This is a genomic window from Klebsiella sp. MS 92-3, from assembly GCF_000195655.1.
GTDB classification, from domain to species: Bacteria; Pseudomonadota; Gammaproteobacteria; order Enterobacterales; family Enterobacteriaceae; genus Klebsiella; species Klebsiella pneumoniae.
On record NZ_GL882869.1, the window covers coordinates 33771 to 46516 of the forward strand.

The 12746-nt window shown below is 57.8% G+C and carries 15 protein-coding genes; 3 read left to right on the plus strand and 12 right to left on the minus strand.

Features of this window, described 5'->3' with window-relative positions; translation table 11 throughout:
- Positions 1-58 precede the first annotated feature (58 nt).
- The 8 genes from HMPREF9538_RS01340 to HMPREF9538_RS01305 form a co-directional block, all read right to left on the minus strand.
- The gene (locus HMPREF9538_RS01340; RefSeq protein ID WP_009486395.1) at positions 59-586 is read right to left on the minus strand and encodes an anti-virulence regulator CigR family protein; all 528 of its coding nucleotides are present in this window, start codon (positions 584-586) and stop codon (positions 59-61) included.
- Positions 587-951: 365 nt separating this feature from the next.
- On the minus strand, positions 952-1923 hold the full coding sequence (locus HMPREF9538_RS01335) for an ABC transporter ATP-binding protein (protein ID WP_009486396.1): 972 nt from the start codon (positions 1921-1923) through the stop codon (positions 952-954).
- Positions 1920-2900, minus strand: a complete 981-nt coding sequence (locus tag HMPREF9538_RS01330) for an ABC transporter ATP-binding protein (protein WP_009486397.1) — start codon at positions 2898-2900, stop codon at positions 1920-1922. Before HMPREF9538_RS01330 ends, HMPREF9538_RS01335 begins: the two co-directional genes overlap by 4 nt.
- Positions 2897-3847: an oligopeptide ABC transporter permease gene (gene opp4C / locus HMPREF9538_RS01325; RefSeq protein ID WP_016197619.1), complete on the minus strand. Its 951-nt coding sequence runs from the start codon at positions 3845-3847 to the stop codon at positions 2897-2899. The genes HMPREF9538_RS01330 and opp4C overlap by 4 nt, the downstream gene beginning before the upstream one ends.
- On the minus strand, positions 3844-4803 hold the full coding sequence (locus HMPREF9538_RS01320) for an ABC transporter permease (RefSeq protein ID WP_004175825.1): 960 nt from the start codon (positions 4801-4803) through the stop codon (positions 3844-3846). The genes opp4C and HMPREF9538_RS01320 overlap by 4 nt, the downstream gene beginning before the upstream one ends.
- 43 nt (positions 4804-4846) lie before the next feature.
- On the minus strand, positions 4847-6550 hold the full coding sequence (locus tag HMPREF9538_RS01315) for an ABC transporter substrate-binding protein (RefSeq protein WP_020316852.1): 1704 nt from the start codon (positions 6548-6550) through the stop codon (positions 4847-4849).
- A gap of 344 nt (positions 6551-6894) precedes the next feature.
- Complete coding sequence (locus HMPREF9538_RS01310) at positions 6895-7578, minus strand: CatA-like O-acetyltransferase, family 1 (RefSeq protein ID WP_009486400.1); 684 nt, start codon at positions 7576-7578, stop codon at positions 6895-6897.
- Between the two features lie 31 nt (positions 7579-7609).
- The gene (locus tag HMPREF9538_RS01305; RefSeq protein WP_004175834.1) at positions 7610-7993 is read right to left on the minus strand and encodes a glyoxalase/bleomycin resistance/extradiol dioxygenase family protein; all 384 of its coding nucleotides are present in this window, start codon (positions 7991-7993) and stop codon (positions 7610-7612) included.
- A 90-nt stretch (positions 7994-8083) separates the two neighbouring features.
- Between HMPREF9538_RS01305 and HMPREF9538_RS01300 the strand changes: the two genes are divergently transcribed.
- Positions 8084-8854 (plus strand): DeoR/GlpR family DNA-binding transcription regulator, encoded by a 771-nt coding sequence (locus HMPREF9538_RS01300; protein WP_009486402.1) that lies wholly within the window; start codon positions 8084-8086, stop codon positions 8852-8854.
- Between the two features lie 4 nt (positions 8855-8858).
- On the opposite strand, the gene HMPREF9538_RS01295 is transcribed toward HMPREF9538_RS01300, so the two are convergent.
- Entirely contained in the window at positions 8859-9488 is a 630-nt protein-coding gene (locus HMPREF9538_RS01295; RefSeq protein WP_002907812.1) for a LysE family translocator, read from the minus strand.
- Positions 9489-9737: 249 nt separating this feature from the next.
- Between HMPREF9538_RS01295 and HMPREF9538_RS01290 the strand changes: the two genes are divergently transcribed.
- On the plus strand, positions 9738-10373 hold the full coding sequence (locus HMPREF9538_RS01290) for a carbonic anhydrase (protein WP_002907811.1): 636 nt from the start codon (positions 9738-9740) through the stop codon (positions 10371-10373).
- Positions 10374-10685: 312 nt separating this feature from the next.
- Here HMPREF9538_RS01290 and HMPREF9538_RS01280 read toward each other — a convergent pair whose 3' ends face one another.
- The 3 genes from HMPREF9538_RS01280 to HMPREF9538_RS01270 all read right to left on the minus strand — a co-directional run bounded on the left by HMPREF9538_RS01280 (position 10686) and on the right by HMPREF9538_RS01270 (position 12175).
- On the minus strand, positions 10686-10895 hold the full coding sequence (locus HMPREF9538_RS01280; protein ID WP_004210114.1) for a YdgH/BhsA/McbA-like domain containing protein: 210 nt from the start codon (positions 10893-10895) through the stop codon (positions 10686-10688).
- An 83-nt stretch (positions 10896-10978) separates the two neighbouring features.
- On the minus strand, positions 10979-11695 hold the full coding sequence (locus tag HMPREF9538_RS01275; protein ID WP_004210116.1) for a hypothetical protein: 717 nt from the start codon (positions 11693-11695) through the stop codon (positions 10979-10981).
- Positions 11696-11740: 45 nt separating this feature from the next.
- Complete coding sequence (locus HMPREF9538_RS01270) at positions 11741-12175, minus strand: winged helix-turn-helix domain-containing protein (protein ID WP_004143863.1); 435 nt, start codon at positions 12173-12175, stop codon at positions 11741-11743.
- A gap of 401 nt (positions 12176-12576) precedes the next feature.
- Here HMPREF9538_RS01270 and HMPREF9538_RS32520 point away from each other — a divergent pair, with 401 nt between their 5' ends.
- Positions 12577-12726 (plus strand): hypothetical protein, encoded by a 150-nt coding sequence (locus tag HMPREF9538_RS32520; protein ID WP_002907802.1) that lies wholly within the window; start codon positions 12577-12579, stop codon positions 12724-12726.
- Positions 12727-12746: the final 20 nt, after the last annotated feature.

Consider the following 12746-nt stretch of genomic DNA (forward strand, 5'->3'; position numbering starts at 1 on the left):
AAAAAAAAAAAAAAAAAACGCCCCGGGGGGGGGGGGGGTTTTTCAATAAGCAGATGATTTAGTCAAACACACCGTTGATCACGGCGGTGACGATCGCGGTGCTCAGGGCCCCCCGCACCAGATCATCGCCGACCGCCCGCCATTCATAGCCCGGATAATAGGGCAGGTCGTTAATCATAGAAGCTGGCAGGGTCTTTTTGGCGATCCCCGGAGGGAGCGGTTTGCCGCGAGCGACATTTTTGGCGATACCCGGCGGCAGCGCCTGATAGCCGACCAGACCGTAGTTCACGGCAAGGGAGCGCGCCCGTGAGAAGCTAATATCGCTGTCGACGTGGTCGGGCTTGCCGTAGTTTTTCCGTTTGCCGTGATCTTCAGTGGACTGGCCTTTATTTTGCCCTTTATTGCCATGGTCGCCACTGTTACCGTTGTTACCATGATTGCCGCTATTGCCATGGTTACCACTGTTCCCGTGATTACCACCGCCGTTGCCATTGCCATTACCCGGGTTGGCATACGCTGGCGCGGCCATGACGGCAAGAGAAATAACCGCCGCCAGTGCTGTTTTGAGAGTGCGACGCTTAAGCATGATGTTGATACCTTAACAGGGAGTACACGCTTAAAAAATAAGATAAAGCTATACCCCAGGCAATCTCATGTTGTCTTATTTTTTTGCCCTTATTTAATTAGCGGCGGGAAAAGGGTAGCGGGACGCGGACGAGCAATTCCATTGCTGCGTTTTGACAGACGGGCGACCGCGCCCCGCTAAATATCTTGCCGGGAGGATCGCTCCCGGGCGTGGAGAAAAAATGCCCGAAGCCATTGGGCAAAAGAGTACAAAGATGTTCCGCTTCATTTATCGCGCGTCTCACAAGACGGGGCGGATAGTAAATCCTGGCGCTGCCGCGCACAATCGGTCGGTTGTTTAGAAATAAATAACCCCATTGACCGCGCTCAGGATGCGACCCAATGACAGGCGACCCGATGGCCCGGGGCCACCTCGCGCAGCGCCGGAGGCTCTCTGCGGCAACGTTCGCTGGCCAGCGAGCAGCGGGATGAAAAGCGGCAGCCGGCGGGGGGATTGGCCGGATCCGGGATCTCGCCTTGCACCAGCGCCTGCGGTTCGCTGTGCGGGTCGAGGGTCGGCACCGCAGCCAGCAGGGCGCGGGTGTAGGGATGGAGGGGGCGGTTGAACAGCGCATCGCGGCTGGCGCTTTCCACCAGTTGCCCGAGATACATCACCGCCACATCGTCACATAAATGCTCCACCACCCCGAGGTCGTGGGAGATAAACAGAAACGTGACGCCGCGGTTGTCGCGCAGGTCGGAAAACAAATTGATGATCTGCGCCTGAATCGACACATCAAGGGCCGAGATGGGTTCATCGGCGACGATAAAATCCGGGTTGAGGATCAGCGCCCGGGCAATACCGATCCGCTGACGCTGGCCGCCGGAAAACTGATGCGGGAAGCGGGCATAGTGTTCCGGCGCCAGGCCGCAGATCTTCATCACGTCGATTACCCGGTCATATAGCTCATTGCGGGCGCACAGTTTGTGCTCCAGCATGGCTTCGCCAATCGCGTCGCCAATACGCAGCCGCGGGTTCAGCGAGCTATAGGGGTCCTGAAACACCAGCTGCATCCTGGGCCGGATAGCGCGCAGGGCAGGCGCGGTCAGGTCGGCCAGCTCCTGACCGTGAAATTTCACGCTGCCGGCGCTCTTCTCGTACAGGCCAAGCAGGGTCCGGCCGACGGTGGTTTTACCGCTGCCGGACTCGCCCACCAGGCCAAAAATGGTGCCCGGACGGATATTAAAGCTGACGCCGTCCACCGCGCGAAGCTCGCCGGTCTGCTGACCAAACAGGCCGTCGCGTAGCGGAAAATATTTTTTCAATCCATCCACTTCAATGACATAGCGTTCGCTCATGCTTTCACCTCCGCAAATTCGCTATAAAAGCAGGCGGCACGTTGGCGGTCGCCGAGCAGCGGCGGAATCGCCTCCCGGCAGCGCGCCGTCGCCCGCTCGCAGCGCCCGGCAAAGGCGCAGCCCGCCGGCAGGGCGGCCAGATCCGGCACCTGGCCGGGAATTGAGTACAGCCGCCGACGCCGCTCACCGGGCACCGGTCGGGAGGCGATCAGCCCCCGCGTGTAGGGATGCTGTGGATGCCGTAGCACTTCCGCGGTGGCGCCTTGTTCCACAATTCGTCCGGCATACATCACCACCACCTGCTCGGCCATCTGCGCGATCACCCCCAGGTCGTGGGTAATCAGCATCATCGCCATCTGGCTGGCCCGCGCCCGATCCCGCAGCAGGCGTAGGATCTGCGCCTGCACGGTCACGTCGAGCGCGGTGGTGGGTTCGTCGGCGATCAGCAGTTTGGGCCGACAGCTCAGCGCCATGGCGATCATCACCCGCTGCAGCATGCCGCCGGAAAGCTGGTGAGGATAGCGGGTCATCAGGCTGTCCCCGCGCGCCAGGCCGACCTCGCTTAACAGCTGGATGGCCTGATGCCAGGCGGCTTTCGGCGTGGCGCCGAGGTGGCGGATCGGCGGTTCGCACAGCTGCTCCCCGATGGTCAACACCGGGTTGAGGGCCGACATCGGTTCCTGAAAAATCATTGCCAGCTGGTGACCGCGCAGATCGGCCATCTGTCTGGCTTTCAGCCGCAGCAGATCGCGGTCCGCGAAGCGGATCTCGCCGCCGTCGATGCGCGCCGTCTGCGGCGGCAGGAGGCCCATCAGCGCCATGGCGGTGACGCTTTTGCCGCAGCCGGATTCACCCACCACGCCAACGGTTTGCCCGGCCTGAATGGTGAAAGAGACCTCCTGCACCGCGCGCACGCGAGAGCGTTCGCCGGCGAAAGAGACGGAGAGATGATTAAAGGAGACTAACGGCGTGGTCATTTCAGCCTCGGTTTCATATTGGGATCCATGGCGTCGCGCAGGCCATCGCCCAGCACATTGATGGCGATCACGGTGATAAAGATGGCGATGCCCGGCGGCATCCACAGCCAGGGGCGGCGCTGGAAATCGATCAGGCTGTTAGCGGCATCCATCATATTGCCCCACGACGGCGTCGGCGGCACCACGCCGAGGCCGAGATAGCTCAGCGCGGATTCACTGAGAATGGCGTTGGCGACGGCCATGGTCGCCATCACCACCAGAATCGGAATGGTATTCGGCAGCAGGTGGCCAAACAGCCGTCGACGCGCCGACAGGCCCAGCACTTGGGTGGCCAGCATAAAATCGCGTTCGCGCAGGGAGAGACATTGCCCGCGCACCAGCCGCGCCAGTCGGGGCCACTCCAGCAGGCTGAGCATCACCACCACCATATAAATGCGCGAGTCCGGCGAAAAATCGAGCTCGGAAAGCATCGCCCCGGCGACGATCAATAGCGGTAACCCAGGGATAGTCATCACCAGGTCGGCCACGCGCATGATCAGTTTGTCGGTTAACCCGCCGACGTAACCCGAGAGGGCGCCGAGCAGGTAGCCGAGGCACACCGACATCACCATGGTCAGCAGGCCGATAACCAGCGAGATGCGCCCGGCCAGCAGCAGGCGGGTGTAGACATCGCGACCGAGGAAATCGGTCCCCAGCCAGTGTTCCGCCCCGGGCGGCTGGTTGATGCTCAGGGCGTCGGTGGCATCATCACTCCACGGCGACCAGACGGGCCCCAGCACGCACCACACCGCCATCACCGCCAGCAGGAGCAGGCAGAACATGGCCAGCCGGTTACGGCGCAGCTGTCGCCACCCCTGGCGCCAGGGAGAGGGGGTAATGTGCGCCAGCGCCGGGATAGCCGCCTGCCGCTGGCGGCGACGGGAAGCTAAGTAAGACAGGATCATTATGACCTCACCCGAATACGCGGATCGGCCCAGGCGTACAGCACGTCGGCGAGCAGATTCCCGACTATCGTCAGCACCGCCAGAAACAGGGTAAACCCCATCAGTACCGGATAGTCGCGGGCGGCCAGCGAGTCGATATGAATGTGGCCCGCCCCCGGCCAGTTGAATACCTTTTCGGTAATGATCGCCCCGGAGAACAGCCCCGGCAGCTCGAAGCCCAGCAGGGTGATAATCGGCAGCAGGGCGTTGCGCAGGGCATGTTTGAGGATCACCGTGCGCTCCTGCAACCCCTTGGCGCGGGCGGTACGGATAAAATCCATTTTCACCACGTCGAGCATACTGGCGCGCACATAGCGCGTCAGGCTGCCCGCCTGCAGCATCACCAGCGCCAGCACCGGCAGCGCCAGATGGGCAGCCACCTGCAGCACATACTGCCAGCCGCTCTCGTCGCTGCCGGTATTGGTCATCCCGCCTACCGGCAGCCAGTGGAGATCGACGGCGAACCATTTAATCAGCAGCAGGCAGAGGAAAAAGGTGGGGAACGACATGGCGGCAAACACCGCGACGCTCACCAGATGATCAAACCAGGAGCCAGGGCGCAGGGCAGAAACCACGCCCACCGCCAGGCCGATGCCCCAGTAAAAGACCAGCGCGACGCTGGCCAGCAGAAAAGAGTTCCAGATGTACTGGTTGAGCAACTGGCTGACCGGGATCTGATACTGCAGCGAAAAGCCTAAATCACCGCGCAGCAACTGTCCCAGCCAGTGGAGGTAGCGGGTCAACAGCGGCTGGTCGAGGCCGTAGATCGCCTTTAGCTCCGCGGCGCGGGCAGCGGTCAGGGTGATATTGCCATCGATAAAGTCGCCAGGGGTTTTGGCAAACAGCAAAAAAATAATGAAGGAGGCCAGCAGCAGCATCGGCAGCGTTTGCAGCAGGCGCCTCAGGATGAAATTTCTCATGACGGTCTCACATCAGCCGCCGGTTAACCCGGCGGCCAGGGATTTATTTGACGATTTTTACATCCGGCAGGCTGCCGGTCAGGCCGTTGTAGATATCCGGCTTAAAGCCGCTGACGCGGGCGCTGCTGGCGGAAAGGATCTCGCGATAGCCGAGCAGGATCACCGGCGGATCGTCGGCCAGCACTTTATACAGCTGGTGGTAGATCGGCTTGCGCTGTTCGATGTCGAGCACCGCGTTGCCGGCGTTAATCAGCTTATCGACTTCCGCGTTATGGTAGCCGGACTCTTTAGCTTCGCTGCTGTAGAAATCCCATACCCCGTCGTGCGGGTCGTTGAGGGTGCTGGTGCTGAACGAGGCCAAATCGTAATTTCCGGCTTTGCGCTGCGCCATCAGGGCGTTGAAATCCACCACCTGCGGCTTCAGCAGCACGCCGATCTGCCGCCAGTTCTCCTTGGCGATGGGGATCAGCGCATCGTTGAGCACCTTCTTGCTCACCAGCAGGGTCAGCTCCAGGCGCTGGCCGTCTTTGGCGCGGATACCGTCGGCGCCTGGTTTCCAGCCGGCCTCATCCAGCAGCTTTTTGGCCTGGGCCGGATCGTAAGGGTAAGGGTTGACGCCTTCAGCGTTAAAGGCCCAGGAGATCGGCGCGATCGGTTCGATGGCGACTTTGCCGTATCCCTGATAGACCACGTCGATCAGCTTCTGCCTATCCAGGCCGTAAATCAGCGCCTGGCGCACCCGCTTATCCTGTAGCGCCGGGCGATGCACGTTGAATTCCACCTGGCTGTAGTCGCTGGAGCCGTAAAGATTAATATTGGCGAAGCCGAGCATCTTCAGTTGCTCAATATCGTCGGGGCGCGAGGTAAAGGCGTCGTAGTCGGTCTCCCCGGTCTGGAACAGCTGGAAGTTGGTGGACGGATTGGTCACGCGATAGATAAAGCGCGGCGTTGGCGGCGTCCCACGGTAAAAATGGCTATTGGCATGGAAGCGAATTTCCTGACCGGGAATGTATTTGTCGTACACGTAAGGGCCGTTGCCCAGCGGCTTGCCGTGCAGTGAGCGCAGATAGTCGAGATTTCCCCGCTGATACCCTTTGCCGTACCAGGCTTTCGACAGTACAGGCCCGCCAATTTTGGCCAGCGTGGTGGCGCCTGGCTGCGTGGTGGTCACCTGCAGAGTGAGCGGGTCGATGACCTTCAGGCCGCTGACGCTGTCAGCCTTGCCGGCTTTGTAGTCCGTCCCGCCGGCGATATTGGCCAGGGTGATGTCGGTATCGCCATCATAGCTGGGGTCGAGCAGGACCGTCAGGGTAAAGGCGACATCTTCCGCCGTCAGCGGTGAGCCGTCGCTAAAGGTGAGGCCAGGGCGCAATTTGATGGTATAGACTTTGTTATCCGGGCTGACCGTCCAGCTCTCCGCCAGTCCCGGGACCAGCTTGCCCTGGCTGTCCCAGTCGATCAGGCGTGAAAAAATGACGTTAGTCACGTTCTCATCCCAGCCGTTGACGAAAAAGTAGGGGTTAAAGATCCCCTGCGGCTCGGAGATCCCGGCCACCACCGTGTCTTTCCGCAGTTTGGCGCTGGCCGGGATCTGGCTGGCGTCAGTGGCCGGGGTGATACCTTCTTTCAGGAGACCCTCAGCAAAGACAGCAGAAGAAAATGCTACCACGCCGCCGAGCAGGGCCACTTTTAGCGCCAGGGCGAAGCGGGTTTGTCTGGTTTTTAATCCTTGTTGTAATCTGGACAAAAGTGCTACCTCATCAAATGATTGCGTGGTTATTTACAATTCATGACGAAAGATAAGAGGCGCACTTCGCCCTGTCTAACACTGAAACGCTATGATTTATAACTAATTATCCTTAGCAAAGGATCGGCAATATAATCCCATTCTATAGCTATGAAGCAGTGTTTTCCGCTGTCTGATGATGGTTGGTCAGCATGCTGTCTGCGACCCAGTTTTTCAATCGCGAGGTTCTGAACAGGCGTCACACCTGCGCGGTATTCGCCGGCTGAAAGGGAACGATGATAGTGGCCCCGTACCGACCGCCGTGCAGGGAGGAAGGCTCCCTGGCGGTCAGTTCCGGGCAGACGTTAACGCTCCTTCGCCGCTGGGGGAAGCAGGGAGGGTGCGGTTTCGGTTAGCGGCAACCAGAGCCGCTCGGGGTCATTAAATCCCTCTTCGACAAGGGCATAAAAGCGGCTGGCGTGGAGACCATCGACGAAGGCATGGTTAAACCGCCCGGCCACCGGGATAACGCCATTCTGCAATTTTCCCCAAGTGAGCGCGGGGACCGCCGCGCCGACGGCATATTCCGCATGGGTCATCGAGGTGAAGTGGAGCCATGGCAGACAGCTGGCGCAGATAAAATGCTCGCCATCGACGATGAGCGGCGCCGGGTATGTCTCTCTTGCCGCGACAATCTTCGGCGTGGCCGCGGCGCTGAAGGCGGTGAACTCGGGGGCATTGTCGCACCACACCTGACGGAATCCCTCTCCGACGGTCATCACCGGCGTCATTACTGCCAGACTGTCATATTCAATCACCTCATCGTTCCGCACGCGCTGGCGTAGCTGCGGTACCCCGTTGGCCGCGCGCAGCAGGGCATAGAGCGCGAGCTGAAAAAACGAGACCCGACGGTCCTTCGCACATTCGTACAGGCGCTGCGCCGCTATCGGCACGCAGAGATTAAAGCTGGGGTTGGCGAATTGGCGGTAAAAAGTGAAATGGTCCCGGCGGGGCCAGGATGCGGTGTCGATAATCCGGTAATGTGCCATGGATGCCTCCTGAATACTGGCGTTCTGCTGACTATGCGACGATTTCGATCAGGTTGCCATCGGGATCGGCGATCACCGCCTCATAATAGCCGTCGCCGGTGGTGCGCGGCGGCGAAATCAGTATTCCGGCGGCCCCGGCGCGTTGGGCGATGGCATCGACCTGTTCCGCCCCGCCCACCGAGAGGGCCAGATGCGCCCAGCCGGTATGGTTATTATCCGCGCTGGCCTGCTGCAGGCCAGGCTTGGTCATCAGCTCTATCACCACCTCATCGTCGATAGTAACGAAATAGGAGGCAAAGCCGGGGTTGGTCTGGCTAAGGTATTTTTCATTGATGCTGGCGGCAAAGAAGTCCACCCAGAAGCGGGCCTGGACGTCGAGCTGTTGGGTCCACAGGGCGAAATGGGCAATTTTCATGGTAAACCTCCGGGCAGGAACATTGACAATCAAAGCAGCGCAGACGATCATGCTTGCTGTTGCTCGTTTTTGATAATTTAAGGAGTTTTCGTGCTCGATTATGCTGCTTTTCCCCAACAGCGACAAGCGTTGATTTGCCAGATCCTGCAGGAAAATGGCAGAGTGGTGTGCGCGGAGCTGGCGGCGCGGCTTCAGGTGTCGGAGCATACCATCCGCCGCGATCTGCATGAGCTCAGCCGCGAGGGATTCTGTAAAAAGGTGTATGGCGGGGCGGTGCTGAGTCTGCCGGAAGCGGGGGATTACAGTCAGCGGAAAGATAAAAACCGCGCGATAAAGCTCAGGATCGCGCAACAGTGTGCCCGGCTGGTGAAGCCCGGCGGCACTATTTTTATTGATACCGGGACCACCAATCTGGCGATGGCCGAGGCGCTGCCCGCCGAACTGGCGCTGACGGTGGTAACGAACTCCCCGGAGATCGCCGCGGTACTGGTGAAAAAACCGCTGTATGACGTGGTGATCCTTGGCGGCCAGGTGCAGCGCGCGAGCGGCGGTTGCGTCGGCGCCGCGGCGGTGGCTCAGGTGCAGGGCATGTTATTCGACCAGGGGTTTATCGGCGGCTGCGCGATGGCGCCAGAGTCGGGCCTGACCGGCTTTGACTATGCCGACTGCGAGTTCAAGAAAGCGGTCATTAAACAGTGCAGCGAGATTATTGTTGGTCTGACTTCGGATAAAATTCCGGCCGCAGCGCGGTTTGTGGTGGCCGCCAGCAGCGATATCGATGTGCTGGTGGTGGAAGAGAATATCAGTCGCGAATATCGCGTTGCCTTTCAGCAGCACGATATTCGCATCTATACCGTGTAACCCGCTAGCGGGTGAGGGAGGTGGCGATAAGCCGCAGGCCCAGCGCCCCCAGCACCGTCGCGGTGGCGATGTCGATCCGCCGCTTCAGCCGCAGGTAGACGCGGCGCGGGCGGTCGGCAGACAGCACCAGCGCCACCAGCGAATACCAGCTGACGTCGATCAGAAAGCTCATCAGCGGCACGATGTAATAGAAGGCGGTGGGGATCTGCGCCGGCAGCAGGGCGGTAAAAATTGAGGCGAACACCAGCGCAGTTTTGGGATTGCTGAGCTGAGTATACAGCCCGTCGCGGAAGGTCTTCAGCAAAGAGCGGTTGCCGGCCATCCCGCTGGCGGAAAAGTCCATCGGCTGCGCCGACCCGCGAAAAATTTTATAGCCCAGCCACAGCAGATAGAGCCCGCCCGCCACCTTCAAACCAATAAACAGCTCCGGCACCGCGGTGAGCACCTTCTGCAGGCCCAGCATCGCCATAATGGAGAAAATGGCCGCACCGGCGCCGGTACCGAGGGCGGTCACCATACCGTGCAGACGCGAGCGAGCGACGGCATTGCGCGCAACAAAGATAAAGCTTGGGCCGGGACTGATCACGCCCATGATCAGCACCGCGGCAATGGCCATCAGGCTGGATAGGAACATAGCGACTCCTGTTATGTCCGCCGCAGGCAGGCGGTCGGTAACGTGTGGACGGTTGGAGCAGACAGAGTAGCAAACTGGTTCAGGAAAGCACGTCAAAAAGGTGTGTATTAGACGGGGAGAAGCAGGCGTTGGCGGCGCGCGTTTTCTGCGCAACTGTTTGAATAACGATTCCCATTCTTGTCATCGATGGTAAACTGAATAACTGTGATCTTTGTCATACCGTAATAACTACAGAGAAGAGACACTGCTATGCAACATATCATTGAGGGCTTCCTCAACTTCCAGAAAGAGATCTTCCCCCAGCGTAAAGAACTCTTCCGCAGCCTGGCCTCCAGCCAGAATCCCAAAGCGCTTTTCATCTCCTGTTCTGACAGCCGTCTGGTGCCGGAACTGGTTACCCAGCAGGAGCCGGGACAGCTCTTTGTCATTCGTAATGCCGGGAATATCGTGCCGTCTTTCGGGCCGGAGCCGGGCGGCGTTTCCGCGACCATCGAATATGCCGTGGTTGCGCTGGGCGTGACGGATATCGTGATCTGCGGCCATTCCAACTGCGGCGCGATGAAAGCGATCGCCACCTGTCAGTGCCTTGAGCCGATGCCTGCGGTGTCTCACTGGCTACGCTATGCCGATGCCGCGAAAGCGGTGGTGGAAAAGAAAACCTGGGCTAGCGAAACCGATAAGGTCAACGGCATGGTGCAGGAAAACGTTATCGCCCAACTGAATAACATCAAGACCCATCCTTCGGTGGCGGTTGGTCTGCGCGACCATACCCTGCGCCTGCATGGCTGGTTCTACGACATCGAAACCGGCGATATTCAGGCGCTGGATAAAAACACGAAATCCTTTGTTTCGCTGTCGGAAAATCCGGACGTCTTTTTCGAATAAAGTCTTTCCAGGGCACGGAGGCCCTGCAAACCCTCACCACGCCACGCAAATTTTGCCAAAATGGGCGCCGCTTTGCAGACAGCGGAAGGCCTCCGACTGATTCGCGGCGACAGACCTCTCCGCTTTACGCCGACAAGCCGCAGATAATCCAGCCAATCGGGTATTTATTGCTATCAGGCTCTTTTTGTGCTGAGAGTCAGTATTGTCCGGGATCCGGCGAATGCCGCATGGACCTGCCGGGAAATGTCAGGCAGGGGGAAAAACTAAAGCGCCGTCCAGGCGGTGCTTTAGGAAACGTTTAGGGGCAAGGGTTTATTTGCTCAGTTCAGCCGTCATATGAACACGGTTGTTAAACTGGGCGCTGGTAATTTTATAGGATGCACCCTGTTCTGCGGCCTGGGCGGCAATTTTAGCTTCCGCGCGGTCCAGCGTGGAGGCAGTGGCGCTGACGCTCTGAGCAAAGCTGGCAGCAGAGAACAGAGACAGCGCAGAAACAGCAACGAAAGTTTTGATGAAATTCATGGTGTATTCCTTAATTTGGTGTCTGATAAAGGGCCTGTTGCCCTGATGTGATAAAGAATACGCTTGATTGCTGGGGCTTAAAATCAAAACAATTTTCGAAACTCTTTCAAATAATATGAATGATTTTCCGCCGGTCGTGAGGCTGCGCGCGGCGGCAGGGTTGCATTAGCTGCTGTGGTCAGGCATCGGAGGTCGGCAGACAGGCGACTAAAAGAGAGCCTGTCGGTCATGAAATGATGAAAATGGCTATGACTGACCAGGCGGAAATTCACTTTAATCCTTTCCAGGCCGTTATAGACCCGCTTGCGATTAATCCCAAGCGTAGCAGCCATTTGATGAACCGACTGACCCTTCATGGTGGCATCAATCATCCGCATCTCCAGGCGGTTGAGCGGGGCTCGTTGACGGAAAGAAACGCTCTGACGTTGGTGACGCGGCACGAGTGGCCAGCGGCGCTCGGCCAGGCAGCGCAGAAGGCGGCTCACTTCACGTACCGCTTCGCGCTGGCTGACCCACAGTAGGGTATCCGCGAAAAAGGAGCGTCCGCGCCTTACGTTGCCGGCTGACGTAAAGCCGATGACCAGGCCCTGAAAGTGCTGAGCGATTTCAGCGGCAGCCAGGTAATCATGATAGTTTTCCAGTGACAAAATAATCACATCCAGCCCGGACAGTTCTGGAAGATGGCTGAGGGGCAGGGAGTGAATAACCTTTAATTCGGGCGCTGTTTTCTGAATATCCCGAAAACACTGGGCGATACCGATATTAAAATAAATATTATTGCTGTGAATTAAAATATTCAACGAATAAACCCTGTTGCTGGCGATGTAAACGGCGCGGGGAGGGGATTAGCTGCGTACCAGAAGCTTATTCATATCAGCAGGCGAAGTGTTTATATAATTCATCATCCCCGGCGGTTTGTATGAATAAATTTCGGCTACGTAAACGTTATTAATATAATACCCCGCGCACTTAACTCGGATGATTAACGCGCTCTCCACGCCAGCCTGGTGTAAGCGAGACTTTAAGCTCTGAATAACCTGCCATAGGCGCTGCGCGGAAGGGCGGAGATTATTTTTTTCCCAAACGTTAATCATTAACTCTTCATCGCTGACCAGACGTTCTCTGCCATGCGCCAGCAGGTACTCCAGTAAACAGGCCATGGTGCTGCGTAGCTGGACTTGCGTCCGTGTCCCGCGCAGCGTGATAATTTCCCGATGATGCAGGCAGTAGAAAATATTATCCGCTAACTTATAGCCAAGTAGTTTATAGCCTTTAGTCATCCACCACTCCCTGACAAATCCTCTTCTTGCCGGTGCAGAGTACCTGCCCGCTGCTGACTGACCAAGTGAATTTTATCAGTTAGAATAATCAAAACAAATAACCACATAGCCATACATAACTAGAATAAAAATCTGATAATATCGCTTGATTCTGTTGTATTATGCGGTATAGGAAAAGTCTTAATCAGGCGGCTGGCGAAGGTAAGCGCTTGAAAATATAGGTGGCATCGAAAAATAAATGCACTTAAATTGATTTGGATCAATTTAAGCTATTTCAGAGGGCGATGACCATTTACATTCTAAAACAAAGATTGAAATAACTTCCGTTACGCGGTGATACGCTAATTCTGAACTTGTGGAACTACCCAGGGAATGGTTCATTACTTTTCAGGAGCGTTTTTATGGTCATTGCAACTCGTAAGCCTCTGTGCAACAAACGCTGGTCGGCCAGCCCGGCCTCTCAGGATCTTCAGTTGACTCAGCTACGTCACCCGTGGGTCGCCACCAAAGCTAGCTGCAAAAGTAAAAAAGGCTGGAAGAGCCGCGGTTAACGGCTCGGCCCCCTTTCCCC